The 24,823-nt window shown below is 60.4% G+C and carries 21 protein-coding genes and 1 rRNA gene; 16 read left to right on the forward strand and 6 right to left on the reverse strand.

From position 1 onward, the window contains the following. Nucleotides 1-50: 50 nt before the first annotated feature. A complete protein-coding gene (locus tag H7A77_RS20120) occupies nucleotides 51-1,406 on the reverse strand; it encodes a 2-hydroxycarboxylate transporter family protein (RefSeq protein ID WP_033644155.1) in 1,356 nt (451 codons plus the stop codon). A 326-nt stretch (nucleotides 1,407-1,732) separates the two neighbouring features. Here H7A77_RS20120 and H7A77_RS20125 point away from each other — a divergent pair, with 326 nt between their 5' ends. Further along, nucleotides 1,733-3,325, forward strand: a complete 1,593-nt coding sequence (locus tag H7A77_RS20125; RefSeq protein WP_182074567.1) for a sensor histidine kinase — start codon at nucleotides 1,733-1,735, stop codon at nucleotides 3,323-3,325. A 33-nt stretch (nucleotides 3,326-3,358) separates the two neighbouring features. Next, nucleotides 3,359-4,045, forward strand: coding sequence for a response regulator (locus H7A77_RS20130; protein WP_033644157.1), 687 nt, complete (start codon nucleotides 3,359-3,361; stop codon nucleotides 4,043-4,045). A gap of 16 nt (nucleotides 4,046-4,061) precedes the next feature. Here the strand turns inward: H7A77_RS20130 and H7A77_RS20135 are convergent, their stop codons facing one another. After that, nucleotides 4,062-4,325 carry a hypothetical protein gene (locus H7A77_RS20135; RefSeq protein WP_127897172.1) on the reverse strand — a complete coding sequence of 88 codons (264 nt, stop codon included), beginning with the start codon at nucleotides 4,323-4,325 and terminating at the stop codon, nucleotides 4,062-4,064. A gap of 126 nt (nucleotides 4,326-4,451) precedes the next feature. Between H7A77_RS20135 and proV the strand changes: the two genes are divergently transcribed. The 3 genes from proV to proX all read left to right on the forward strand — a co-directional run bounded on the left by proV (nucleotide 4,452) and on the right by proX (nucleotide 7,824). Further along, nucleotides 4,452-5,654, forward strand: coding sequence for a glycine betaine/L-proline ABC transporter ATP-binding protein ProV (proV, locus tag H7A77_RS20140; protein WP_182074568.1), 1,203 nt, complete (start codon nucleotides 4,452-4,454; stop codon nucleotides 5,652-5,654). Continuing rightward, nucleotides 5,647-6,753 (forward strand): glycine betaine/L-proline ABC transporter permease ProW, encoded by a 1,107-nt coding sequence (gene proW / locus H7A77_RS20145; protein WP_089192180.1) that lies wholly within the window; start codon nucleotides 5,647-5,649, stop codon nucleotides 6,751-6,753. Before proV ends, proW begins: the two co-directional genes overlap by 8 nt. Nucleotides 6,754-6,822: 69 nt before the next feature. Then, nucleotides 6,823-7,824 (forward strand): glycine betaine/L-proline ABC transporter substrate-binding protein ProX, encoded by a 1,002-nt coding sequence (gene proX, locus H7A77_RS20150; protein WP_182074569.1) that lies wholly within the window; start codon nucleotides 6,823-6,825, stop codon nucleotides 7,822-7,824. A gap of 27 nt (nucleotides 7,825-7,851) precedes the next feature. On the opposite strand, the gene H7A77_RS20155 is transcribed toward proX, so the two are convergent. Beyond that, the gene (locus H7A77_RS20155; RefSeq protein WP_182074570.1) at nucleotides 7,852-8,730 is read right to left on the reverse strand and encodes a LysR family transcriptional regulator; all 879 of its coding nucleotides are present in this window, start codon (nucleotides 8,728-8,730) and stop codon (nucleotides 7,852-7,854) included. Nucleotides 8,731-8,835: 105 nt separating this feature from the next. Between H7A77_RS20155 and H7A77_RS20160 the strand changes: the two genes are divergently transcribed. The 7 genes from H7A77_RS20160 to emrB all read left to right on the forward strand — a co-directional run bounded on the left by H7A77_RS20160 (nucleotide 8,836) and on the right by emrB (nucleotide 16,153). Then, entirely contained in the window at nucleotides 8,836-10,035 is a 1,200-nt protein-coding gene (locus tag H7A77_RS20160; RefSeq protein WP_108681819.1) for an MFS transporter, read from the forward strand. Nucleotides 10,036-10,156: 121 nt separating this feature from the next. Then, entirely contained in the window at nucleotides 10,157-10,903 is a 747-nt protein-coding gene (locus tag H7A77_RS20165; protein WP_182074571.1) for an AzlC family ABC transporter permease, read from the forward strand. Continuing rightward, nucleotides 10,893-11,240, forward strand: coding sequence for an L-valine transporter subunit YgaH (gene ygaH, locus H7A77_RS20170; protein ID WP_033644164.1), 348 nt, complete (start codon nucleotides 10,893-10,895; stop codon nucleotides 11,238-11,240). The genes H7A77_RS20165 and ygaH overlap by 11 nt, the downstream gene beginning before the upstream one ends. A 162-nt stretch (nucleotides 11,241-11,402) precedes the next feature. Then, nucleotides 11,403-11,921: a transcriptional repressor MprA gene (gene mprA / locus H7A77_RS20175; RefSeq protein WP_004928879.1), complete on the forward strand. Its 519-nt coding sequence runs from the start codon at nucleotides 11,403-11,405 to the stop codon at nucleotides 11,919-11,921. A gap of 28 nt (nucleotides 11,922-11,949) precedes the next feature. After that, nucleotides 11,950-13,401, forward strand: a complete 1,452-nt coding sequence (locus tag H7A77_RS20180) for an efflux transporter outer membrane subunit (RefSeq protein ID WP_033644165.1) — start codon at nucleotides 11,950-11,952, stop codon at nucleotides 13,399-13,401. 23 nt (nucleotides 13,402-13,424) lie between these two features. Beyond that, complete coding sequence (emrA, locus tag H7A77_RS20185; RefSeq protein WP_016929855.1) at nucleotides 13,425-14,597, forward strand: multidrug efflux MFS transporter periplasmic adaptor subunit EmrA; 1,173 nt, start codon at nucleotides 13,425-13,427, stop codon at nucleotides 14,595-14,597. A gap of 17 nt (nucleotides 14,598-14,614) precedes the next feature. Next, nucleotides 14,615-16,153, forward strand: coding sequence for a multidrug efflux MFS transporter permease subunit EmrB (emrB, locus tag H7A77_RS20190; protein ID WP_033644166.1), 1,539 nt, complete (start codon nucleotides 14,615-14,617; stop codon nucleotides 16,151-16,153). Nucleotides 16,154-16,207: 54 nt separating this feature from the next. On the opposite strand, the gene H7A77_RS20195 is transcribed toward emrB, so the two are convergent. Continuing rightward, entirely contained in the window at nucleotides 16,208-17,296 is a 1,089-nt protein-coding gene (locus H7A77_RS20195) for a tRNA/rRNA methyltransferase (protein ID WP_033644167.1), read from the reverse strand. Nucleotides 17,297-17,503: 207 nt separating this feature from the next. On the opposite strand from H7A77_RS20195, the gene trxC reads away from it, so the two are divergent. The 4 genes from trxC to pssA all read left to right on the forward strand — a co-directional run bounded on the left by trxC (nucleotide 17,504) and on the right by pssA (nucleotide 22,932). Further along, entirely contained in the window at nucleotides 17,504-17,923 is a 420-nt protein-coding gene (gene trxC, locus H7A77_RS20200) for a thioredoxin TrxC (RefSeq protein ID WP_004928868.1), read from the forward strand. A 114-nt stretch (nucleotides 17,924-18,037) separates the two neighbouring features. Continuing rightward, complete coding sequence (locus H7A77_RS20205; protein ID WP_042785253.1) at nucleotides 18,038-18,727, forward strand: tRNA-uridine aminocarboxypropyltransferase; 690 nt, start codon at nucleotides 18,038-18,040, stop codon at nucleotides 18,725-18,727. A gap of 48 nt (nucleotides 18,728-18,775) precedes the next feature. After that, nucleotides 18,776-21,424: a bifunctional acetate--CoA ligase family protein/GNAT family N-acetyltransferase gene (locus H7A77_RS20210; RefSeq protein WP_122016696.1), complete on the forward strand. Its 2,649-nt coding sequence runs from the start codon at nucleotides 18,776-18,778 to the stop codon at nucleotides 21,422-21,424. Between the two features lie 152 nt (nucleotides 21,425-21,576). Beyond that, entirely contained in the window at nucleotides 21,577-22,932 is a 1,356-nt protein-coding gene (gene pssA / locus H7A77_RS20215) for a CDP-diacylglycerol--serine O-phosphatidyltransferase (RefSeq protein WP_033644170.1), read from the forward strand. A gap of 36 nt (nucleotides 22,933-22,968) precedes the next feature. Here pssA and H7A77_RS20220 read toward each other — a convergent pair whose 3' ends face one another. Beyond that, nucleotides 22,969-24,279 (reverse strand): MFS family transporter, encoded by a 1,311-nt coding sequence (locus tag H7A77_RS20220; RefSeq protein ID WP_089192184.1) that lies wholly within the window; start codon nucleotides 24,277-24,279, stop codon nucleotides 22,969-22,971. A 439-nt stretch (nucleotides 24,280-24,718) separates the two neighbouring features. Continuing rightward, nucleotides 24,719-24,823, reverse strand: a 5S ribosomal RNA gene (rrf, locus tag H7A77_RS20225); the annotation flags it as partial.

Below are 24,823 nucleotides of genomic sequence, written 5' to 3' on the forward strand. Positions count from 1 at the left end.
ATCCCCGCGGGGGCGGGGAAAGGCAAAGTAACGCTAAGGATTTATAGGAGTTATACGAAGAACTTGGCCAACACCAGCAGCGACAGCGAAACGTTGATAGCGCCGCCGATACGGGTTGCGATCTGGGCGAACGGCATCAACGACATGCGGTTGCCGGCGGTGAGGATCGCGACGTCGCCGGTCCCGCCCTGCCCGCTCTGGCAGCAGGAGACGATCGCCACGTCGATAGGGTGCATGCCGATTTTCTTGCCGACGAAGAAACCGGTCGCTACCAGCGCGCTGACGGTGGTGACGATCACGATCAGATTCTGTACGGTGAACGCGTCCACCAGTTCCTGCCACGGCGTGATGGCTACCCCGACGGCGAACAGGATGGGATAGGTCACGGCGGTGCGGAAGAATTTGTACACCACCTGCGAGCCTTCCTGAATGCGCGGCGACACCCCGTGCGCCAACTTCACCGCCACGGCGGCGAACAGCATGCCCACCGGCGCCGGCAGGCCGATCAGACGGTGCAGCAGCATGCCCACCATATACAGCAGAATGGCCAACAGCGCGCCGCAGGCGATGGTGCTGACGTCCACCTTGCCGCTGATTTTTTCCACCGCGCTCATGTCGCTTTCACCCTGCTTGCTCGGCATCAGGCTGCCTTCGCCGGTCAGGTGCGGATAACGCTTGCCCAGCTGGTTGAGCAGGCCGGCGATGACGATAGCGGTCAGGCTGCCGAGCATCACGATAGGCAGAATGCGACCCAGCGCCACGCCCTGCTCCATGTGCAGGATCGCGGCATAGCCCATCGACAGCGGGATCGCCCCTTCACCTACGCCGCCGGCCATGATCGGCAAGATCAGGAAGAAGAAGATCTGGAACGGTTCCAGGCCCAGCGCCATGCCGACGCCCATCCCCACCAGCATGCCGACGATCTCGCCGCACAGCATGGGGATGAAGATGCGCAGGAAGCCCTGGATCAGCACCTGGCGGTTCATGCTCATGATGCTGCCGACGATGATGCAGCAGATGTAGAGGTAAAGAATGTTGGTCGATTTGTAGAACTTGGTGGTCGACTCCACCACCACGTCCGGCAGCAGGCCATAGTGCACCAGCGCGGAAGGAATGAAGGTCGCGCAGATCGCCGCCGCGCCCATTTTGCCGATCAGTGGCAGGCGCTTGCCGAATTCGCCGCAGGCGAAGCCGAAGAACGCCAGGGTGGCCACCATCACCACAATATCGCTCGGCAACTTGCCTTCCAGGCAGTCGAGCAGAATCAATACGCCGGCCAGAATAAAGAACGGTAACGGAATAATCCCTACTTTATAATTGTCCAGTATCCGCCACCATTTCTCACGCAGAGGAATATCAGCGGCCTTGTCTTTGGCTACGAGGTAAGAATCATCTGTTGTGCTCATAATCTGGCCTCTTATTAGTTTGTTCAGCCATCATAGAGAAGCGCACGGATTATCTGCTGTGATTATGTTCAAAATTAAAAAGGGTTTTTAATGGTGGTTATGGTTTCTATGGGGTTAATTAAGATTATGTAAAAATCAGCGTGGTTTTAATGGCGTTAATACCGTTTTTATTTTAAAGCTTATCAACTTTATCGCAGACGAACAATTCTCGTCCGGTTCACGCTAATCCCGTGTGAGGGATCACAAGTTGATCGGGCGCAATATTACACACCCCGTATCTCGTGATAGGGTAAGGCTTCAGGATCTCTTTACGGTGAAGCTCCTCCATGCGCCTTAAACTCTCATTTCAAATCAAGCTGTTTCTGTGCCTGGTGGCCTTCTCCTGCCTGCTGCTGAGCTGCATCGGCGCCTACACCTATTACCAGCTGGATGCGCAGCTGCACCGCGATCTCGGCGCCCGCGCCCAGGTGCAGGCGCGTGAAATCGCCCTTATCCCTTCGTTGGTGGATGCCGTAGAAAAAAACGACGCCGCCAGGATCGCTGCGTTGATGAAAAAAATCCGCGCCAGCAGCGACGCCAGCTATATCGTCATCGGTGATAATCATGCCCGTCATCTCTATCATTCCGAATATGAGGGCCGCCTGGGCACGCCGATGATCGGCGGTGATAATAAAGAAGTATTGGAAGGAAAAAGCATTATTTCCATTCGCAAGGGTGGCATCGGCGTTTCATTACGCAGCAAGGCGCCGATTCTGGATGAAAATAATCACGTCATCGGCATCGTTTCCGTCGGCTATTTGAAATCGCATATCGATAATTTAAATGCCAGGACATTAACGCAAATTATCGGTTCCATCGTGCTGCTGCTGATCGCCCTGTTCGTTTTTTCCTGGCTACTGTCGAAAAACCTCAAACGCCAAATGTTCTGGCTGGAGCCGAAAGAGATCGCGCTGCTGGTGCGCCAGCAAAAAGCGCTGCTGGAAGCCATCTATGAGGGCGTGATCGCCATCGATCCGCAGCTGCGGATCATCACCATCAACCATGCGGCGCGTGAGCTGTTGGATCTGCATCAGCCCGCCACCGGCCTGCTGGGCCGGCCGATCGGCGACGTGATCCAGGCCCAGCCGGACTTTTTCGCCGTCGCGCACTTGGAGCACGACACCCATGACGAGGTGTGCCGCTTCAACCACGTGCGGGTGATCGCCAGCCGGGTGCGCATCATGCAGGAGCAGGAGCTGCAAGGCTGGGTGATCAGCTTCCGCGACAAGAACGATATCAATACCCTGAGCAGCCAGCTCAGCCAGGTGAAACGCTATGCCGACAACCTGCGCATCATGCGCCACGAGCAGCTGAACTGGACCGCCACGCTGGCTGGGCTGCTGCATATGCAGCGCTACGACGAGGCCATCCGCTATGTGGAAGCCCAGTCGGAGGGCGCGCAGGAGATCCTCGATTTCATCTCGCAGCGCTTCAGTTCGGCGGCGCTGTGCGGGCTGCTGCTGGGCAAATACTCCAGCGCCAGAGAGAAAGGCATCGAACTGCGTTTCGATCCGGCCTGCCAGCTGCGGCAGATCCCGGCGGCGCTGAATGAGACCGAACTGATGTCGATCGTCGGCAACCTGCTGGATAATGCGGTGGAGGCGACGCTGCACCGCCCGGCTCCGCACGATGCGATCGAACTCTATATCAGCGACGGCAGCGACGAGCTGGTGATCGAGGTGGCGGATCGCGGCACCGGCATCGCCGAGGAGATTCGTGATACGCTGTTTGAACAGGGCGTGACCACCAAAGCGGATAAAAGCGACCACGGCATCGGCCTGCATCTGGTCGCCAGCCACGTGGCGCAGGCGCACGGCAGCATAGAAGTGTCGGACAACGAGCCGCACGGCGCGATATTCTCTATATTTATCCCTAAATAAAACCCATAACCCGATTTTTTTGAGCACCCGATTATGTCACACCAAACACTGGACGTTCTGATCGTGGAAGATGAGCCGCAACTGGCGACGCTGCACGCAGAGTTCATCGAGAAAAATTTCAACCTGCGGGTGGTGGCCTACGCCGCCACGCTGGCCGAAGCGCGGGCCAAAGCCAACGAGCATCAGCCGCGGCTGATCCTGCTGGACAACTTTCTGCCGGACGGCCAGGGCATTGAGCTGATGGAAGAACCGGCGGTAAAGAATCCCGCCTGTTCGGTGATTTTCATCACCGCCGCCAGCGACATGCATACCTGCAGCCAGGCGATCCGCAACGGCGCCTTCGACTACATCATCAAGCCGGTGTCTTACAAACGGCTGCGCAACTCGCTCGAGCGCTTCATGCAGTTCGTGCAGACCCAGCGCACCTTCAAAATCATCGATCAGGACAATGTCGATGCGCTGTACAACCTGCAGTCGAAGCAGTTCTCCAGCGAACCGAGCGCCAAAGGCATAGAAACCAACACGCTGGAGCTGGTGCAGGCGCTGTTTATCGCCCAGCCGGCGGTGGCGCATGCGGTGGAAGACGTGGTCGAACAGGTCGGCATCAGCAAAACCACCGCTCGCCGTTATCTGGAATATTGCGTCGCCACCCAGTTCGTGCGGGTGGAGATGCTGTACGGCAATATCGGCCATCCGCGCAGGCTGTATCGCAAGGCCTGAGGCTGCCATCTGGCTGTCATACTAAGGCGATAACATGACGCTCGACGATATCCCCCTCGATATCGGCACCTGTCGTTAAAACTGATGAAATACTGATGACTTTTGCCCGGCCTCTGGTCGGGTTTTTTATTATCCGAACGGCAGGCGCGGCGCCCAAATATCTCTCTGCGCCACACCGTATTATTTCCCCAAAAACCAAACCATTATGGCGAATAATGGCCGTCAATTTTGAGTCACGGGCCAAATTACCATAACTAATTAAAACCTTGATGTAAACCACTAATATCCTATTTAAATGACATTGAGGGTTGTCTCAGATATTCACTGTGTTAGGGTAAAAAGCTCTTTTATTTTGCTAAGGACAGCCCATAACGCTTTAATTAAACCAGAGGAAACAGCAAATTGCATGGCAATTAAACTCGAAGTAAAGAACCTGTATAAGATATTTGGCGAGCACCCGGAACGCGCATTCAAACTGCTGGATAAAGGTCTGAAAAAAGATCGGCTGTTTGAAAAAACCGGCTTATCGCTCGGCGTAAAAGACGCCACTCTGGCCATTGAAGAAGGCGAGATATTTGTCATCATGGGGCTCTCCGGTTCCGGCAAGTCCACTCTGGTACGCCTTCTCAATCGTCTGATAGAACCCACCCGCGGTCAGGTGCTGATCGACGGTGAGGACATCGCCAAAATATCCGACACCGCGCTGCGCACCGTGCGGCGAAATAAGATCAGCATGGTATTTCAGTCATTCGCGCTAATGCCGCACATGAATGTTCTGAATAATACCGCCTTTGGCATGGAATTAGCCGGAATACCGCTGCAGGAACGCCAGGAAAAAGCGCTGAACGCCCTGCGTCAGGTCGGGCTGGAGAATTATGCGCTGTCTTATCCGGATGAATTATCCGGCGGCATGCGTCAGCGCGTGGGATTAGCCCGCGCGATGGCCAATAACCCGGATATATTATTGATGGACGAAGCCTTCTCGGCGCTCGATCCGTTAATTCGCACCGAAATGCAGGATGAGCTGGTGAAATTACAGGCTCAGCATCAGCGCACCATCGTGTTTATTTCCCACGATCTGGACGAAGCGATGCGCATTGGCGATCGCATCGCCATCATGCAGGGCGGCGAGGTGATCCAGGTCGGCACGCCGGACGAGATCCTCAATAATCCGGCCAACGACTACGTGCGCACCTTCTTCCGCGGCGTGGACATCAGTCATGTGTTCAGCGCCAAGGATATCGCCCAGCGGCGTCCGGTGACGCTGATCCGCAAAACCCCCGGTTTTGGCCCCCGCTCGGCGCTGCAGCTGCTGCGCGATGAGGACCGTGATTATGGTTATGTTGTTGAACGCGGGAAGAAATTTATCGGCGTGGTGTCGATAGAGTCGCTGAAAAAGGCGCTGTCCGCCAATCAAACGCTGGACGATGCCTTGCTTGAGGCCCCCGCCGCCGTGCCGGCCGACACGCCGCTCAGCGATCTGATCTCCCTGGTCGCCCAGGCGCCGTGCGCGGTGCCGGTAGTGGGCGAAGAACATAACTATCTCGGCATCATCTCCAAGGCCATGCTGCTGCAGGCGTTGGACAAGGAGGGCTCAGCCAATGAGTGATACCAAGCAAACCCAAGATCCCTGGGCTACCGCACCGGCCGATGCCGGCGCTGCCCCAACTCACGATGCCGCCGCCAACGCCGGCGACGCCTGGTCCAGCGCGCCGCCGCCGGCCGCTCATGACGCCGCCGGGCAAGGCGCCGATTGGCTCAGCAGCGCCCCGGCGCAGCCTGAGCACTTCAGCCTGCTCGATCCGTTCCACAAAGCCTGGGTGCCGTTTGATTCTTGGGTCACGCAAGGCATCGACTGGCTGGTGCTGCACTTCCGCCCGCTGTTCCAGGGCATCCGCGTGCCGGTAGACGTGATCCTGAGCGGCTTCCAGCAATTGCTGTTGGGCATGCCGGCGCCGATCGCCATTCTGGTGTTCTCGCTGGTCGCCTGGCAGATCGCGGGCCTCGGCATGGGCGCCGCGACGCTGCTCTCTCTGGTCGCCATCGGCGCCATCGGCGCCTGGTCGCAGGCGATGGTTACGCTGGCGCTGGTGCTGACCGCGCTGTTCTTCTGCATCCTTATCGGCCTGCCGCTCGGCATCTGGCTGGCGCGCAGCAAGCATGCCGCCAAAGTGATTAGGCCGCTGCTCGACGCCATGCAGACCACCCCGGCCTTCGTCTATCTGGTGCCGATCGTCATGCTGTTCGGCATCGGCAACGTGCCGGGCGTGGTGGTGACCATTATCTTCGCGCTGCCGCCGATCGTGCGTCTGACCATTCTTGGCATCAAGCAGGTGCCGGAGGATCTGATCGAGGCCGCCGAATCCTTCGGTGCCAGCCCGCGCCAGCTGCTGTTCAAGGTGCAGCTGCCGCTGGCGATGCCGACCATCATGGCCGGCGTGAACCAGACGCTGATGTTGGCGCTGTCGATGGTCGTCATCGCCTCGATGATCGCCGTCGGCGGTCTGGGCCAGATGGTGCTGCGCGGCATCGGCCGGCTGGATATGGGCCTGGCCGCCATCGGCGGGGTCGGCATCGTGATCCTGGCGATCATTCTCGATCGCCTCACCCAATCGCTGGGGCGCGATCGCCGCAGCAAGGGCATCGGCCGCTGGTACCGTCGCGGCCCCATCGGGCTGTTTACCCGTCCATTTATCAAACAAGCCTGACGCTTTTCCCGCCGGCGGCTGCGGCCCCGGCGGGCCAGGGCACCACCACATCAAAAGAGGGGAAACACTATGCGCACCACGGGCATCTGGGCTCTCGCCCTGACGACACTGATTGGCTCACAGAGCGCCATCGCGGCGGATTTACCCGGTAAGGGAATAGCGGTACAGCCGGTGCAAAGCACCATTTCCGAAGAGACGTTCCAGACGCTGCTGGTCAGCAAGGCGCTGGAAAAACTGGGTTACGACGTGAAGGAACCGCGCGAAGTGGATTACAACGTCGCCTACACCTCCATCGCCTCCGGCGACGCCACCTTTATCGCGGTCAATTGGGATCCGCTGCACGCCGATCAGTACAAGGCCGCCGGCGGCGACGCCAAGTTCTACCGCGAAGGCGTCTACGTCAACGGCGCCGCACAGGGCTACCTGATCGACAAGAAAACCGCCGAGCAGTACCACATCACCAACGTCGAACAGCTCAAGGATCCCAAGATCGCCAAGCTGTTCGACACCAACGGCGACGGCAAGGCCGATCTGACCGGCTGCACCCCGGGCTGGGGCTGCGAGGCGGTGATCAACCACCACATCAAGGCCTATGGCCTGAGCAATACCGTCGAACACAACCAGGGCAACTACGCGGCGATGATCGCCGACACCATCACCCGCTACAAAGAGGGCAAACCGGTACTGTATTACACCTGGACGCCGTACTGGGTCAGCGATGTGATGGTGCCGGGCCGCGACGTGGTCTGGCTGCAGGTGCCGTTCTCTTCCTTGCCGGGCGAGCAGAAGAACGTCGATACCAAGCTGCCTAACGGCGCCAACTACGGCTTCCCGGTCAACACCATGCGCATCGCCGCCAACAAGCAGTGGGCCGAAGCCAACCCGGGGGCCGCCAAGCTGTTCGCCATCATGAAGCTGCCGATCGCCGACATCAACGCGCAAAACCTGCGCATGCATGAAGGCCAAGCTTCGGAGGCCGACATCCAAAACCACGTCAACGGTTGGATCAAGGCGCATCAGGCGACCTTCGACGGCTGGGTGAAAACCGCCGCCGAGGCGGCGAAGCCGTAACCGATCGGGGGCGCCTCTGCCGCGCCCCTACCCCGCCAGATCGATGCCGCTGAACTGTAAAAAACGGGCGGCGGCGTTCGACAAGGGCTGCGGCCAGATGCAATACACCTGGCGCCGCGGCCCGTCTTCAATCGGAATCGACACCAGCGCGTTTAAGCGTTGCGCGGTCGAGATCGGTACGATGCCCGCCGCCAACCCGCGCCGCACCAGATTCTCCAGCCATTCGATATGATCGATCTCAAAACTGACGTGCCGGCGGATGCCCGCCGCCAGGAAGGCGCGATCGGTTTGGCGCCGCGCGCCGGTGCCGCTGTAGAAATCCACCAGAGGCACTTCCGCCAGCGCCTGCAGGTTAACCCGCTCGCGGTTGGCCAGCGGGTGCTGCGGCGCCACCAGCGCCACCAGCGGCTCATCGGTCAACTGCCGGTGCGACATCGGCAGCAGATCGACATCGCCGGGCCAGATGCCGACGAACGCCATATCGCACTTCTGCTGACGCACATCCTCCAGCAGGGCTTCGCTCATGCCAACGTACAGGCGGATGTTCACCGCCGGATAGTGGCGATGAAACTTGTCGAGCTTTTCGGTCAGATCAATCGCGTTTATGGTTGAAATCGTGCCGATGGTCAGGGTGCCGGACACCGCATCGCCGGCGGCGGTCACCTCCTCCACCAGCGCCTGCTGTGCCGCCAACAGTCGCTGCGCCGAGGGTATGAAAGCCTGGCCGGCGGGGGTCAAGCGCACCCGGCGCGAAGTACGTTCAAACAGCGTACAGCCCAGCTCTTCTTCCAGTTTGGCGATCTGGTGGCTGAGCGCCGACTGCACCGTATGGCAGCGCTGTGCCGCCCGGGTGAAACTCTGTTCTTCCGCCACCGCCAGCGCATAGCGGATCTGTTTCAGGTTCATGGCATCTATCTTGAAATGAGATAAATCAAATGAAAATTATACATTGGTTTCCGGACGCGCGTTGCCGGATACTGCGCGCTATCTTCTTCCCGTGATGAAAAAACCATGAGCCAACAAAACGCCCATCCGGGCCTCAGCCCGGCGCTGACCGTGCTGATCGCCATCGCTACCGGCCTGGCGGTCGCCAGCAACTATTACGCGCAACCGCTGCTGGAAACCATCGCCACCGGTTTCAACCTGTCTGTCAATCAGGCCGGCTTTATCGTCACCGCCGCGCAGCTCGGTTACGCCACCGGCCTGCTGCTGCTGGTGCCGCTCGGCGACATGTTCGAGCGCCGCGGCCTGATCGTGTTCATGACGCTGCTGGCCGCCGGCGGCATGCTGATCACCGCTACTTCCGCCACGCTGCCGATGATGATCCTCGGCACCGCGCTCACCGGGCTGTTCTCGGTGGTGGCGCAGATCCTGGTGCCGCTGGCCGCCACGCTGGCCCACCCGGAAAAGCGCGGCAAGACCGTCGGCATCATCATGAGCGGCCTGCTGCTCGGCATCCTGCTTGCGCGCACCGTCGCGGGCGCCTTGGCGTCGTTCGGCGGCTGGCGCACCATCTACTGGGTCGCCAGCGTGCTGATGATCCTGATGGCGCTGATCCTGTGGCGCGCGCTGCCGCGCTATAAGCAACACTCCGGGCTGAACTACCCGCAGCTGCTGGCCTCGATCTTCAGCCTGTTCTGCCGCACGCCGCTGCTGCGCACTCGCGCCATCCTCGGCGCCCTGTCGTTCGCCAACTTCAGCGTGCTCTGGACCTCAATGGCCTTTCTGCTCGCCGCGCCGCCGTTCAACTATTCCGAAGGGGTGATCGGACTGTTCGGTCTGGTGGGCGCCGCCGGAGCGCTGGCCGCTTCGCGCGCCGGGCATCTGGCGGACAAAGGCAAGGCCGGGTTGACCACCACCGTCGGCCTGGTATTGCTGCTGCTGTCCTGGATACCTATCGCGCTGGCTAAACAATCGCTGTGGGCGCTGATCGCCGGCATCCTGATCCTCGATCTGGCGGTGCAGGCGGTACACGTCACCAACCAGAGCGTGATGTATCGCATCTTGCCGGAGGCGCGCAACCGCCTGACCGCCGGCTACATGACCAGCTACTTTATCGGCGGCGCGCTCGGTTCGCTGCTCTCCGCGTCCGCCTATCAGCATGCAGGCTGGTACGGCGTAGCCGCCGTCGGAGGGGTGTTATGCCTGCTCAACCTGCTGACCTGGTGGCTCGGCAAGCATCACGATCCGCAGGGGCCGGCGGCAATCTGATTATCGTGCAAATAGTCACTAAAGAAATTTATTAGCGGTGCAGGGTATAAACATTACTTACTCTCTGGTAATGTTCTGGGCATAAACTATTGACGACCTATCTACCCTGCGACCCACAACCATGCAAAGCCAAGCTGCAGACAGCCTTACTCCGCCCGCCGTCAGCGCCACCTTCGCCAACGGCGTCGTCGACAGTTTGCCGATCGTCATCGGGTACGTGCCGGTGGCGTTCGCTTTCGGCCTCAGCGCCGTCAAACTGGGCTTTTCCCCGCTGGAAAGTATTTTCTTCTCCTGCATCATCTACGCTGGCGCCAGCCAGTTCGTGATCACTGCCCTGCTGAGCGCCGGCATGTCGCTGTGGGTCTCCGCATTGACGGTGATGGCGATGGACGTGCGCCACCTGTTGTATGGCCCGGCGCTGCGTCACCGCATCGTCTCGCGCCTGTCGCCCGGCAAAACGGCGCTGTGGGCCTTTGGCCTGACCGATGAGGTCTTCGCCGCCGCCACCGCCAGGCTGATGCGCAATAACCGCAGCTGGAGCGAAAACTGGATGCTGGGCATCGCGCTCTGTTCCTGGCTCTCTTGGGTAGCCGGCACCGCGCTCGGCGCGCTGTTCGGCAACGGCCCGCTGGAGCAGTTCCCGGTGCTCGAGGCCTCGCTGGCCTTCATGCTGCCGGCGCTGTTTCTCAGTTTCCTGCTGGCCGCTTTCCGGCGCCCGCAGAGCCTGACCATCGCCGCCGCGCTGGCCGGCGCGCTGCTCGGCGTGGTGCTGTTCTCCATTCCGGTCGCCATTTTGGCCGGCATCGGCGCCGGCTGCGCCGCCGCCCTGTTCCAACCCCCTCACGCGGAGGCCAGCCATGAACACTGATGTGCTGGTGATCGGCCTGGTGGTGGGCTGCGCCAACTACCTGTTCCGTTATCTGCCGCTGCGGCTGGCGCCGGCGCGCGCTCAGCCCGGCATCAAACGCGGCAAAGCCGCCCTGCTGCTCGACAGCATCGGCATCGCCTCCATCTGCGCCCTGCTGGTGGTCTCCAGCACGCCGGTGGTGATGCGCGAACCGGACAAGCTGCTGCCGACGTTAGCAGGATTCGCCGCGCTGGCGCTGTGCTTCTACCGCAGTAAAAGCATCATTCTGTCGACGCTGCTCGGCGCGACGGCCTTTGGTGTCACATTAAAATTGCTAATGTTTTTCGGCCCTGGCTGACGCCGCCTCCGACCGTTTGGCTTCACACTGGCGTTTTCAGGCGTCACATCTTTACAAACACTGACAAATGACACGAATTGCTAAATTATCCGCACGGCTGAACATTTACATTATTTGTCACCGTCGTTACTATCTCGAACGAAATTAATGAGGCCCTAAATTATGGAAAGCTCGTTTGCCCCCATAGAACAAATGCTGAATTTCCGCGCCACGCGGCAGAAAGATTTCCCTTATCAGGAAATCCTGCTGACCCGTCTGTGCATGCACATGCAAGGCAAGCTGCTGGAAAATCGCAATAAGATGCTGAAAGCGCAGGGGATTAACGAAACACTGTTTATGGCGCTGATTACCCTGGATGCGCAGGAAAGCCACAGCATCCAACCTTCTGAGCTAAGCTCTGCCCTGGGCTCCTCGCGCACCAATGCGACCCGCATCGCCGACGAGCTGGAGAAGCGCGGCTGGATCGAGCGCCGGGAAAGCGACAACGATCGCCGCTGCCTGCATCTGCATCTGACGCCGCAGGGGGAAGAATTTCTCAGTCAACTGCTGCCGCCGCAGCACCAATGTCTGCATTTCCTGTGGTCCACGCTGACCGACGATGAGCAAAAACAGCTGGAACAGCTGACGCGCAAATTGCTGGCACGTCTGGATCAAATGGAAATCACAGAACAGTTACCCTAATTCACAATTTCTGTTCAGGTACCTACTTATGCGATCCCCATTTCACTGGAGATTCACCCCGCTGTTCGCCGTGTTGCTGCTGGCCGGGTGTGCTTCTACCGATAATATTGCCCCGCAATCCACGCTGATGGATCCGCAGAGCCTGCAGTTGGCTCAGCCGAAAGTCAGTTCGCTGGCCGTCAGCCCGCAGTGGTGGCGCGCCCTCAAGGATCCGCAGCTGGACGCCTTGATGACGCAAACGCTGCAAAGTTCGCCGACCCTGCGTCAGGCCGCCGCCCGCGTGCGCGAAGCGCAGAGCGTGGTAGGCGAAGCCAACGCCGCCAACGGGCCGAACCTGGATCTGAACGCCAGCACCCAGCGTCAGCGCGTGCCGCAGAACGTCAATATGGGGCTGGGGTATCCGCATAAGCCGATCTATTCAAGCTCCAACTCGCTGGGGTTGAACCTGGCGTACGAGTTCGACTGGTGGGGCAAATACCGCAACCAGGTGAACGCCGCCAAGGCGCAAGTGAACGCAGCGCGCGCCGAGCAGGAACAGGCGGCGCTGACGCTGACCAGCTCGGTGGCGTCCGCCTACTATCAGCTGCAGAGCAATCTCGCGCTCGAGAAGCTGCTGCAGCAGGAAGTGAACAACAACGAGCGCCTGACCGCGCTGCGCCAACAGCGCTATCAGGCCGGCCTGACCGGCGTCGACGTGCCGCAACAAACCCAGGCGCAGTCCGACGTCGCCAAACAGCAGATTCTGCAGCTGCAGTCGCAAATCGAACAGCTCAGACACCAGCTCGCCGCGCTGGCGGGCCAGGGGCCGAACGCCATGCAGCACCTGCGTCAGGTGCCGCTGCCTGCAGACAACCTGATGGCGCCGCAGGGCGAACTGACGGCGGATCTGCTGGGCAAACGCCCGGACATCGCCGCGCAACGCCAGCTGGTGGAGTCTTACAGCCAGCGCGTCAGCGCCGCGCGTAAAGAGTTTTACCCCAGCCTGACCATTTCAGCCTTCGCCGGCCTGATGACCACCAATACCAGTGGCACCAGCCCGAATCTGTTTGAAGCGGCCAGCCAGGCCTGGAACGTGATGCCGGCGATCTCGCTGCCGATCTTCCACGCCGGGGCCCTGCGCAGCAAGCTGGGCGAGGAATCCGCGCTGTATGACGAAGCGGTGGAATCCTACAACCAAACCATCCTGAATGCGGTACAGGAAACCGCCGACGCCATCACCATCCAGCAGAGCTCTGCACAACAGCAGCTGCAGGCGGCGTCCGCGGCCCAGTCGATGCAACAGGTGTATCAGGTCGCCAACGCCCGTTACCAGGCAGGGATTATCGGGCGCGACGATCTGTTGACCAGCCAGACGCAGCTATTGCAGCAGCAACAGGCGGAGTTGAATGCCAGCAGCAATTTACTGCAGGCGAAGATAGGACTGATCCGCGCGTTGGGCGGTGGCTATCAGGCCCCGGCCGCAGCGGATTCGAAAGCATAATAATATAAGGCTTGGAGAACACCATGAGCGCAAGCGCGGAAACCCAAAACCCGCAGCAGCCGAGCGGCAAAAAGAAGCAGCGCAAATTTTGGCTGCTGTTGCTGACGGTTATTTTCATTGTTATAGGGGTGGCTTATTTAGTGTATTGGTTCCTGGTGCTGCGTCATCACCAAGAAACCGACGACGCCTACGTTTCCGGCAACCAGGTGCAGATCATGGCCCAGGTGTCCGGCAGCGTGAACAGCGTCAACTTCGACAACACCGACTACGTCAAGCAGGGCGACGTGCTGCTGACGCTCGATCCGACCGATGCCGAGCAGGCGTTTGAACGCGCCAAAACCGGCCTGGCCAACAGCGTGCGTCAGACCCACCAGCTGATCATCAACAGCAAGCAGTATCAGGCCAACATCGCCTTGCGCAAGACCGATCTGAGCAAGGCCGAGAACGATCTGAAACGTCGCGTGGTGCTGGGCAGCGTTGACGCCATCGGCCGCGAAGAGCTGCAACACGCTCGCGATGCGGTCGACAGCGCCAAAGCCGCGCTGGAAGTGGCGGTGCAGCAATACAACGCCAACCAGGCGATGGTGCTGAACACCCCGCTGGAACAGCAACCGGCGATCCAGCAAGCCGCCGCGCAGATGCGCGACGCCTGGCTGGCGCTGCAGCGTACCAAAGTGATCAGCCCGATTACCGGCTATGTCTCGCGCCGCAGCGTGCAGGTCGGCGCGCAGATCGCCGCCGGTTCGCCGCTGATGGCGGTGGTGCCGGCCGATCACATCTGGGTTGACGCCAACTTCAAGGAAACGCAAATCGCCAATATGCGCATCGGCCAGCCGGCGACGGTGGTCAGCGACGTCTACGGCGACGACGTGGTGTATCAAGGCAAAGTGGTCGGTATCGACATGGGCACCGGCAGCGCCTTCTCGCTGCTGCCGGCCCAGAACGCCACCGGCAACTGGATCAAGGTGGTGCAACGTCTGCCGGTGCGTATTGAGCTCGACGCCAAGCAGGTGGCCGATCATCCGCTGCGCATCGGTCTTTCGACGCTGGTGACCGTCGACACCGCCAACCTGGACGGCCGCGTGCTGTCTGACGTGGTGCGCGACAAACCGCTGTATCAGAGCGACGCGCTGGCGTTGAACCTGGCGCCGGTTAACCAGCTGATCGCCGACGTGATCCATGCGAACGCCGGCTAAGCGCGCGGGAGGCCATCTTGCCACAGAAACCGCTTGAAGGCGCCCAGCTTGCCTGGATGACGGTCGCGCTCGCCATGGCGACCTTCATGCAGGTGCTGGACTCCACCATCGCCAACGTGGCGATCCCCACCATTGCCGGTAACCTCGGGTCTTCCAACTCGCAGGGCACCTGGGTGATCACCTCGTTCGGCGTGGCGAACGCCATCTCGATCCCGATCACCGGCTGGCTGGCGAAGCGCATCGGCGAAGTGCGGCTGTTCCTCTGGTCCACCGCGCTGTTCGTTCTCGCCTCCTGGCTGTGCGGCATCTCCAACAGCCTCGGCATGCTGATCTTCTTCCGCGTGATCCAGGGCGTGGTGGCCGGACCGCTGATCCCGCTGTCGCAGAGCCTGTTGCTGAACAACTACCCGCCCGCCAAGCGAGCGATGGCCCTGGCGCTCTGGTCGATGACCGTGATCGTCGCGCCGATCTTCGGGCCAATTCTCGGCGGTTACATCAGCGACAACTACCACTGGGGTTGGATCTTCTTCATCAACATCCCGATCGGCGCCTTCGTTATCCTGGCGGCGATGGCGACGCTGAAGGGGCGAGAAACCAAAACCGAGATCAAGCCGATCGACACCGTCGGCCTGGTGTTGCTGATCGTCGGCATCGGTTCGCTGCAGGTGATGCTCGATCAGGGCAAGGAGCTGGACTGGTTCAACTCGACCGAGATCATCACCCTGACCGTCGTGGCGGTCGTGGCGCTGCTGTTCCTGGTAGTCTGGGAACTGACGGACGATCATCCGGTGGTGGATTTATCGCTGTTCAAGTCGCGCAACTTTACCATCGGCTGTCTGTGCATCAGCCTGGCGTACATGCTGTATTTCGGCGCCATCGTTCTGCTGCCGCAGCTGCTGCAAGAGGTGTACGGCTATACCGCTACCTGGGCGGGGCTGGCGTCGGCGCCGGTCGGGCTGATCCCGGTGCTGCTGTCGCCGATCATTGGTAAGTTCGGCAACCGGCTCGACATGCGCAAGCTGGTGACTTTCAGCTTCATCATGTATGCCGTGTGCTTCTATTGGCGCGCCTATACGTTTGAACCGGGCATGGACTTCGGCGCTTCGGCCTGGCCGCAGTTCGTTCAAGGTTTCGCCATCGCCTGCTTCTTCATGCCGTTGACCACCATCACGCTGTCCGGCCTGCCGCCGGAACGCATGGCGGCGGCATCGAGCCTGTCGAACTTTACGCGAACCCTGGCGGGGTCGATCGGCACCTCGATCACCACCACCCTGTGGACGCAGCGCGAATCGCAGCATCACGCGCAGCTGACGGAGTTCGTCAACCCGTACAATCCGCAGTCGCAGGAGATGTACCGGCAGCTCGAGCAGCTCGGCATGAGCAAGCAGCAGGCGTCGGCCTACATCGCCAACGAGATCACGGCACAGGGGCTGATCATCTCCGCCAACGAGATTTTCTGGCTGTCGGCCGGGGTATTCCTGGTGCTGCTGGCGCTGGTGTGGGTAGCGAAACCGCCATTCAGCTCCGGCGGCGGCGGGGGCGGTGGCGCTCACTAAGCTTCAAACGAAACGGGCGCCCTGAGGCGCCCGTTTTTTTATTCGACGTGAGAATCACGCCTGATTCTGACGCCACCAGTCCGCCAGCAGAATGCCGGTCGCCACGGAAACGTTCAGGCTTTCTACCTTGCCGGTGCCGCCGATAGACACGTTCATATCGCCCTGCTGCCAGGCGCTGTCGCTGAGGCCGTCGCGCTCCTGGCCAAGCACCAGCACCATCTTGGCCGGCAGCTTGGCCTGCGCCAGCGCGGTGCCTTTGTGGCTGGAGGTGGTGACGATGGTGTAACCCGCCTTGCGGAAGGTATCCAGCACCGACAGGAAATCATCGGCGTTGATCGCCTTGATGTGCTCCGCGCCGCCTTCTGCGGTACGCACCGCCGCGCCGGATTCCAGCAACGCCGGATCCTGCAGCAGCACGCCGTTGACGCCGAAGTGGGCGCACGAACGGACGATGGCGCCCAGGTTATGCGGGTTGCCGACTTCTTCCAGCGCCAATACGCAGTCGGTCGCCGGCGCAGTTTTCAGGTAGGTCTGCGCATCCAGGCCCTGACGCTTTTTGATCAGGAAGCAGACGCCGCCGTGGTGCTCGGTGCCGGAAGCCTTGGCCAGCTCTTCCTCATCCACCACGTGGTAGGCTTTGCGGTTAGCCGCCATCCAGCGCAGCGCTTCACGAAAGCGCGGCGTGACCGACTGCACGAACCAGGCGCGCACGATCGCTTCCGGGCGACTGGCGAACAGCGCCTGACAAGCGTTCTCACCGTAAACGCGGGTTTCTTCCGCGCGCTGGCGGCGCAGCTGTTCCGGATCGATGAAGCTTTTGCCGCTGATGCCGCCGTGATCGAACGCCGGCTCTTCACTCGGCGCGCGCGACACGGTTCTCCACGGCGACTCGTTGCCGCCGCGATCTTCAGAGCGCGCCGGACGGCGAGGACGATCGCTTTCACTGCGGCGGGAATCGGCTCCGCGACGATCGTTGCCGCCGCGCGCCTTGTCTTGACCGGTGCGGCCCGAGCGCGCACCGTCAGCCGGACGGCCTTTGCCGGCCGGACGTTTATTCTTGTTGCGGTCGTCGCCATTGTCGTCGTCGCTGCGGACGTACATCACTTTGACCTTACCGTTCTTGCCACTAAATGAATCGTTCATTGTCTTCTCCACCAACGCGCAGGGCGCGAAGATTACCTGATGTTGGTGCATGAAGCCACCAACTTGCGCTAAAAGCTCCCAACTATCACATCCATTGAACAAACCTCATTGTTCATGCGCCGGGTTTTGCCGATAATCGTCAGCATTAAAGAAACATCTCCGCAACCGCGTTGCGGGGACCCGGCTTTCTCAGTACCCGAGGTCAACATGAATACAGTTTGTGCAGCTTGCAATGCCACCAACCGTGTGCCGGAAGAACGTCTGGCGGACAACGCGAAATGCGGCCGCTGCGGCCATGAGCTCTTCGACGGTGAAGTGATCAACGCCACCGCCGCCACGCTGGACCAGTTGCTGCAGGACGATCTGCCGGTCGTGGTCGATTTCTGGGCGCCGTGGTGCGGCCCGTGCCGCAGCTTTGCGCCGATCTTTGAAGACGTGGCCGAAGAGCGCGCCGGCAAAGTGCGCTTCGTGAAAGTGAACACCGAAGCCGAGCCGGAACTGAGCGCACGTTTCCGCATCCGCAGCATCCCGACCATCATGGTGTTCCGTCAGGGCAAGATGGTCGACATGCTCAACGGCGCGATGCCGAAGGCGCCGTTTGACAACTGGCTCAACGAGTTAGTGTGATTCGGCAAGTATAGGCCGTATCCCGCCATCGCGCGCGAACGCGCCCCGATCGAGCTCGCCCCTCCCGGCGGGCTTTTTTCTGCGTTACAATAGCGGTTTTTCCCCAGGATCGTTATGACCGACAACGCCGTACTTCGCCTGCGCCAATTCCGTTTAGACCGCGCCACCCGCCCCTTTCTGGCGCGCGGTTGCCGGGTGGCGCGTTGTCAGGGGTGCCTGCTGCCGCATAAGAACTGCCTGTGCGACACCATTCGCCCGCAGCAGGCCAGCAGCCGTTTCTGCCTGATCATGTTCGGCGCCGAGCCGCTCAAGCCCAGCAACACCGGGCGCCTGATCGCCGATATCCTGCCGGACACCCAGGCGTTCCTCTGGTCGCGTACCGAGGTCGATCCCGCCCTGCTGGCGGCCATCAACGATCCGACACGGCAGCCTTACGTGGTGTTCCCCGCGTCCTACGCCGACGCCGAGCGGCCGGTGTTCAGCGAACTGCCCGTCGGCGGCAAACCGCCGCTGTTCATCATGCTGGACGGCACCTGGGCGGAAGCGCGCAAAATGTTCCGTAAAAGCCCGTATCTCAATCAATTCCCGGTGTTTTCACTCAACGTCGACGCCGCATCGGCCTACCAGCTGCGCGAAGCCAGCCGCGCCGAGCAACACTGCACGGCGGAAGTGGCCGCCGCCCTGCTGCAACAGGCGGGCGATATGCCGGCCGCCGACGGATTGAATCAGCATTTCCGCTATTTCCGTCAACAGTATCTGGCGGGAAAACCGACCCGACCGGAGGCACCGGTCACAGCAATGTAGCCATAAAGCGCCTAAAATCAGGCGTAACGTTGCCAAAAGGAGCCGTGCATGAGCCAGCGAGGGTTAGAAGCGCTACTACGTCCCAAATCGATCGCCGTGCTGGGCGCTTCGCAGCAGCCGGGCCGCGCCGGCAACCTGATGATGAGCAACCTGCTGGCCGGCGGTTTCGGCGGGCCCATCTTGCCGGTGACGCCGCGCTACAAGGCGGTATGCGGCGTCATGGCCTATCCCGACGTCGCCAGCCTGCCGCTGACGCCGGATCTGGCGATCATCTGCACCCACGCCAGCCGTAATCTGGCGCTGATTGAAGCGCTGGGCCAACGCGGCTGCAAAACCGCCATTGTGCTCTCTTCGCCGCCGGAACAGTTCGCCGAGCTCAAAGCCTGCGCGCAGCGTTACGCCATGCGACTGCTGGGCCCCAACAGTCTGGGGCTGCTGGCGCCGTGGCAAGGCATCAACGCCAGCTTCTCGCCGGTGCCGATCCAAAAGGGCAAGCTGGCGTTTATCTCGCAGTCCGCCGCCGTCGCCAACACCATTCTCGACTGGGCGCAGCAGCGCGAAGTCGGCTTCTCCTATTTCATCGCGCTGGGCGACAGCCTGGATATCGACGTCGACGACCTGCTCGACTTTTTGGCGCGCGACAGCAAGACCAGCGCCATCCTGCTGTATCTGGAAAACATCAGCGACGCGCGGCGCTTTCTCTCCGCCTCGCGCAGCGCCTCGCGCAACAAGCCTATTCTGGTGATCAAAAGCGGCCGCAGCCAACAGGCGCAATTACTGCTCAACAGCCAACTGGGGCTGGACGCCGCCTATGACGCCGCCATCCAACGCGCCGGCCTGCTGCGCGTCCAGGATACCCATGAGCTGTTCTCGGCGGTGGAAACCCTCAGCCATATGCATCCGCTGCGCGGCGAACGGCTGATGATCGTCAGCAACGGGGCGGCGCCGGCGGCGATGGCCTTGGACGAACTGCTCGGCCGCAACGGCAAGCTGGCGACGCTGAGCGAGGAGAGCCTGGCGACGCTGAGCGACGCGCTGCCGGACTTCATTCGCGCCGGCAACCCGCTCGACCTGCGCGACGACGCCACGCCGCAGCGTTATCTGGCGGCTCTCGAAGCGCTGCTCGACAGCCACGACTATGACGCGCTGCTGCTGATCCACGCGCCGAGCGCGGCTGCGCCCGGCACCGCCACGGCGCAGCGGCTGATCGACGCGCTGCATCGCCATGCGCGCGGCAAGCGCATCACGCTGCTGACCAACTGGTGCGGCGAATACTCTTCGCAAGAGGCACGCCGGCTGTTTACCGAGGCCGCCATTCCGACTTACCGCACGCCGGAAGGCGCTGTGACCGCTTTTATGCATATGGTGGAATACCGCCGCAACCAGAAGCAGCTGAAGGAGACGCCGGCGCTGCCGGTCGGCCTGACCGCCAATACCGCCGACGCTCACCGCCTGATCCATCAGGCGCTGGCCGAAGGCGCCACCCAGTTGGATACCCACGAGGTGCAATCCATTCTGCAGGCTTATGACCTGAGCACCCTGCCGACCTGGATCGCCGAAGACAGCGCCGAAGCGGTGCACATCGCCGAGCAGATCGGCTACCCGGTAGCGCTGAAGCTGCGCTCGCCGGATATCCCGCACAAGTCGGAAGTTCAGGGCGTGATGCTCTACCTGCGCACCGCGACCGAAGTGCAGCGCGCGGCGGAGGCGATCCTCGACCGCGTGAAGCGCACCTACCCTCAGGCACGCATCCACGGCTTGCTGGTGCAGAGCATGGCCAACCGCGCCGGCGCCCAGGAGCTGCGCATCGCGGTAGAGCAGGATGCCATTTTCGGCCCGTTGATCATGCTGGGTGAAGGCGGCGTAGAGTGGCGCCAGGAAAATCAGGTCGCGGTCGCGCTGCCGCCGTTGAATATGGCGCTGGCGCGTTATCTGGTGCTGCAGGCGGTGAAAGGCGGCAAGATCCGCGGGCGCAGCGCACTGCGGCCTTTAGATATCCCCGGGCTGAGCCGCTTGCTGGTGCAGGTTTCCAACCTGATCCTTGACTGCCCTGAGATCGCCCGACTGGATATTCATCCGGTGCTGGCTTCCGGCAGCGAGTTCACCCTGCTGGACGTTTCGATGCAGCTCGCACCGTTCAGCGGCGATCCGCAGGCGCGGCTGGCGATTCGGCCTTATCCGCATGAGCTGGAAGAGACCATCGCGCTGAAAGACGGCAGCCAATGCCTGTTCCGCCCGATCCTGCCGGAAGACGAGCCGGCGCTGAAGCATTTCATCGACCGGGTGACCAAGGAAGATCTCTATTACCGCTACTTCAGCGAGATCAACGAGTTTACCCATGACGATTTGGCCAACATGACGCAGATCGACTACGATCGGGAAATGGCCTTTGTGGCGGTGCGCGCAGACGAGATTATAGGCGTGACCCGCGCGCTGTCCGATCCGGACAACACCGATGCCGAGTTCGCCGTGTTGGTGCGTTCCGACCTGAAAGGCCTGGGCCTGGGCCGTCAGTTGCTGGAGAAAATGATCGCCTATGCGCGCGCGCATGGCCTGACCCGCCTGAGCGGTATCACCATGCCGAATAACCGCGGCATGATCGCGCTGGCGCAGCGGTTGGGCTTTGGCATCGAGGTGCAGCTTGAGGACGGCATCGTCAATCTGACGCTGCCGCTGCAGGCCGACGACGCGCAGTGACCTGCGTCGCAATGCGCTACGAATCCACCACTTAACGCCAAAACATACGCACAATCGAGGCAACTAATGGTATTATCGCCCGATTATTCGGTTTATTGTTTTTAAGTCTGTGGCGTTCCGGCCATCAATCATGAGAGAAGAAGCGCACTGTGATGTTGTCAAAATTTAAACGTAGCAAACATCAACAACACCTTGCACAACTGCCCAAACTCCCCCAGACGGTTGCTGATGTTCGTACTCTGTACGCGCCGTCCGACTTTCGCGCCACGCTGCTGGATTCCATCGCCAACGCCACCCAACGCATCTATCTGGTGGCTCTGTATCTGGAGCATGACGACGCCGGGCGTGAGATCCTCAACGCGCTGTATCAAGCCAAGCAGCGGCGGCCCGAGCTGGAAATCTGCGTGCTTGTCGACTGGCACCGCGCACAGCGCGGGCGCATCGGCGCCGCCGCCGCCAATACCAACGCCGACTGGTACTGCGCCATGGCCAGCCAGCATCCGGAGCAATCGGTGCCAATCTACGGCGTGCCGGTCAATACCCGCGAAGCGCTGGGCGTATTGCATCTGAAGGGCTTTGTGGTCGACGATACCGTTATCTACAGCGGCGCCAGCATCAACGACGTCTATCTGCATCAGCATGAGAAATACCGTTACGATCGCTACCAGTTGATCACCAACGGCGTGCTGGCCGATACTCTGATCGATTACATCAAGCAGCATCTGCTCACCGCCGGCGCCGTACAACGCCTGGATCGCAGCGATCGGCCGAAAAGCCCGGAGATCAAAAACGAAACCCGTCTGTTCCGTTTCGCCCTACGCCGCGCCGGTTACCACTTCCGCGGCAAAGCCGGCAACGATGAGCTGGCGGTGACGCCGATGGTTGGGCTAGGCAAACAAAGCGTGCTGAATAAAACCATTCATCACCTGATGTCATGCACCGACCAGAAACTGACGCTGTGCACCCCCTATTTCAACCTGCCGGCGCTGCTGGTGCGCAACATCATTTATCTGCTGCGACAGGGCAAGCAGGTGGAAATCATCGTCGGCGATAAAACCGCCAACGATTTCTATATTCCGGAAGACCAGCCGTTCAAAATCATCGGCGCGCTGCCCTACCTGTATGAGATCAACCTGCGCCGCTTCCTGAGCCGGTTGCAGCGTTACATCGACACCGGCCAACTGATCGTGCGTTTGTGGAAGGATGGCGATAACAGCTATCACCTGAAAGGCATGTGGGTAGACGAAGAGTGGCAGCTGATTACCGGCAATAACCTCAACCCGCGCGCCTGGCGGCTGGATCTGGAAAACGCCATTCTGATCCACGATCCCAAGCAAGAGCTGCGCGAGCAACGGCAGAAAGAGCTGGAATGCATCCGTACTCATACCACTGTAGTCGGCCATTATCAGGAACTGCAAAGCATTCAGCAGTATCCGATCAAGGTGCGTAAGCTGATTCGGCGTCTGCGCCGTATCCGCATCGATCGGCTGATCAGCCGTATCCTGTAAGCGGTATGCTGACCCCGGCCAAGGCCGGGGTTTTTATTACAGCTGTATCTCCTTGCCTTTGCGATGCAACCGGAGCGAGACCAGCAGCGCCAGCAGGCACATGCCGGAGACATACCAGAAGAAAGCGTTCTCCACGCCAAACGATTTAAGCGACAGCGCCACATATTCCGCCGAGCCGCCGAACATGGCGTTCGCCACCGCATAAGACAAGCCCACCCCTAAAGCACGTACCTCCGGCGGGAACATTTCGGCTTTAAGCAGCCCGCTGATCGCGGTGTAAAAACTGATGATGAACAGCGCCAGCACGATCAGGCCAAACGCCATATAAGGATTACTCACCTCTTTCAGAGCGAACAGGATCGGCACCGTCAACACCGTGGCAAAGGCCGAGAAGATCAACATCGAGCTGCGACGGCCGATTTTGTCCGAAAACGCGCCTACCGCAGGCTGCAGCAGCATAAAGACGAACAGCGCGACGGTCATGATGGCGCTGGCCAGCTTGGCGTCCATACCGGCGGTATTCACCAGATATTTCTGCATGTAGGTGGTAAAGGTGTAGAAGGTCAGCGAACCGGCGGCGGTAAAGCCCAGCACCATCAGGAACGCCTTGCGATTTTTCCACAGGCCCGTCAGCGAACCGGCATCTTTGTGGTTACGCGTCTTCGCATCGGAGGTTTCATTCAGCGAACGGCGCAGGTACAGCGCGACTACCGCCAACACGGCCCCCAGGGCAAACGGAATGCGCCATCCCCAGGCTTTCAGATCTTCGGCGGGCAATATCTGCTGCAGGATCACCAGGACCAGCAACGCCAACAGTTGCCCGCCGATCAGCGTCACGTACTGGAACGAGGCGTAAAAGCCGCGTCGCCCCTTGATCGCCACCTCGCTCATATAGGTCGCGCTGGTGCCGTATTCCCCCCCTACCGACAGCCCCTGGAACAGGCGGGCGATCAGCAGCAACGCCGGCGCCCAGCTGCCGATCGATTCATACGTCGGCAGGCAGGCGATCACCAGCGATCCGGCGCACATCATACAGACCGAAAGCAGCATGGAATTTTTTCGACCATGCTTGTCGGCAATATAACCGAATAGCCAACCGCCAATCGGCCGCATAAAGAAGCCGGCGGCGAATACCCCGGCGGTTTGCAGCAGCTGCGTGGTGCTGTTGCCCGCCGGGAAGAACGAGGCGGCAAAGTAAATGGAACAAAAGGAGTAAACGTAAAAATCAAACCACTCCACCAGATTGCCTGATGAAGCCCCGACGATAGCGAAAATGCGTTTCTTGTTATCCAGCGCCCCCTGTTCGACGCCGTGCTCATCCCCAAGAGCCGAGGTTGTTTCTGTCATGATGTATTCTCCGAGCCATAACAATGATGAAATTTGGCTTCCTGTCGCCCTGGTTGTTACTTTATTGTTACTTACAAGTTAACAGCCAAACTTAATAGCGGACGAAGAATATCTGACATTCAGAGAAACAATGCGTTGGTTTTGTGATGAATATTAAACAGTACGATGAAAGCTGAAGCGGATTACAACGGGGATTTTCCATTTTACGCAAAGCAAAAAGCCCTGAACGTCAGTTCAGGGCTTTCGGCTTTATTTGATGCCTGGCAGTGTCCTACACAATTCGTCTCATCCTGAGACTCTCCCCTCCGGGGCCGCCGCAAGCGGCGTTAAGGCCCGTTCCCGACGGGCCTTTCGCATGCCCATGCTCGAGCAGAACGCCAGATAACAGACAAAACAAAAAGCCCCATGCTTTCGCATGAGGCTTTTTGCTTTATTTGATGCCTGGCAGTGTCCTACTCTCGCATGGGGAGACCCCACACTACCATCGGCGCTACGGCGTTTCACTTCTGAGTTCGGCATGGGGTCAGGTGGGACCACCGCGCTA

It is taken from the genome of Serratia sp. ME47 (genome assembly GCF_903970925.1).
Classification (GTDB): Bacteria; Pseudomonadota; Gammaproteobacteria; order Enterobacterales; family Enterobacteriaceae; genus Serratia; species Serratia ureilytica.

What these genes read in the sequence shown, in the direction of transcription:
- mprA (WP_004928879.1), top strand. Translation starts at nt 11,403, where the DNA reads ATGGAAAGCTCGTTTGCCCCCATAGAACAAATGCTGAATTTCCGCGCC.
- H7A77_RS20180 (WP_033644165.1), top strand. Translation starts at nt 11,950, where the DNA reads ATGCGATCCCCATTTCACTGGAGATTCACCCCGCTGTTCGCCGTGTTG.
- ygaH (WP_033644164.1), top strand. Translation starts at nt 10,893, where the DNA reads ATGAACACTGATGTGCTGGTGATCGGCCTGGTGGTGGGCTGCGCCAAC.
- H7A77_RS20195 (WP_033644167.1), bottom strand. Translation starts at nt 17,296, where the DNA reads ATGAACGATTCATTTAGTGGCAAGAACGGTAAGGTCAAAGTGATGTAC.
- emrA (WP_016929855.1), top strand. Translation starts at nt 13,425, where the DNA reads ATGAGCGCAAGCGCGGAAACCCAAAACCCGCAGCAGCCGAGCGGCAAA.
- proX (WP_182074569.1), top strand. Translation starts at nt 6,823, where the DNA reads ATGCGCACCACGGGCATCTGGGCTCTCGCCCTGACGACACTGATTGGC.
- H7A77_RS20160 (WP_108681819.1), top strand. Translation starts at nt 8,836, where the DNA reads ATGAGCCAACAAAACGCCCATCCGGGCCTCAGCCCGGCGCTGACCGTG.
- trxC (WP_004928868.1), top strand. Translation starts at nt 17,504, where the DNA reads ATGAATACAGTTTGTGCAGCTTGCAATGCCACCAACCGTGTGCCGGAA.
- H7A77_RS20120 (WP_033644155.1), bottom strand. Translation starts at nt 1,406, where the DNA reads ATGAGCACAACAGATGATTCTTACCTCGTAGCCAAAGACAAGGCCGCT.
- H7A77_RS20165 (WP_182074571.1), top strand. Translation starts at nt 10,157, where the DNA reads ATGCAAAGCCAAGCTGCAGACAGCCTTACTCCGCCCGCCGTCAGCGCC.
- pssA (WP_033644170.1), top strand. Translation starts at nt 21,577, where the DNA reads ATGTTGTCAAAATTTAAACGTAGCAAACATCAACAACACCTTGCACAA.
- H7A77_RS20220 (WP_089192184.1), bottom strand. Translation starts at nt 24,279, where the DNA reads ATGACAGAAACAACCTCGGCTCTTGGGGATGAGCACGGCGTCGAACAG.
- H7A77_RS20205 (WP_042785253.1), top strand. Translation starts at nt 18,038, where the DNA reads ATGACCGACAACGCCGTACTTCGCCTGCGCCAATTCCGTTTAGACCGC.
- H7A77_RS20210 (WP_122016696.1), top strand. Translation starts at nt 18,776, where the DNA reads ATGAGCCAGCGAGGGTTAGAAGCGCTACTACGTCCCAAATCGATCGCC.
- H7A77_RS20125 (WP_182074567.1), top strand. Translation starts at nt 1,733, where the DNA reads ATGCGCCTTAAACTCTCATTTCAAATCAAGCTGTTTCTGTGCCTGGTG.
- H7A77_RS20130 (WP_033644157.1), top strand. Translation starts at nt 3,359, where the DNA reads ATGTCACACCAAACACTGGACGTTCTGATCGTGGAAGATGAGCCGCAA.
- H7A77_RS20155 (WP_182074570.1), bottom strand. Translation starts at nt 8,730, where the DNA reads ATGAACCTGAAACAGATCCGCTATGCGCTGGCGGTGGCGGAAGAACAG.
- proV (WP_182074568.1), top strand. Translation starts at nt 4,452, where the DNA reads ATGGCAATTAAACTCGAAGTAAAGAACCTGTATAAGATATTTGGCGAG.
- proW (WP_089192180.1), top strand. Translation starts at nt 5,647, where the DNA reads ATGAGTGATACCAAGCAAACCCAAGATCCCTGGGCTACCGCACCGGCC.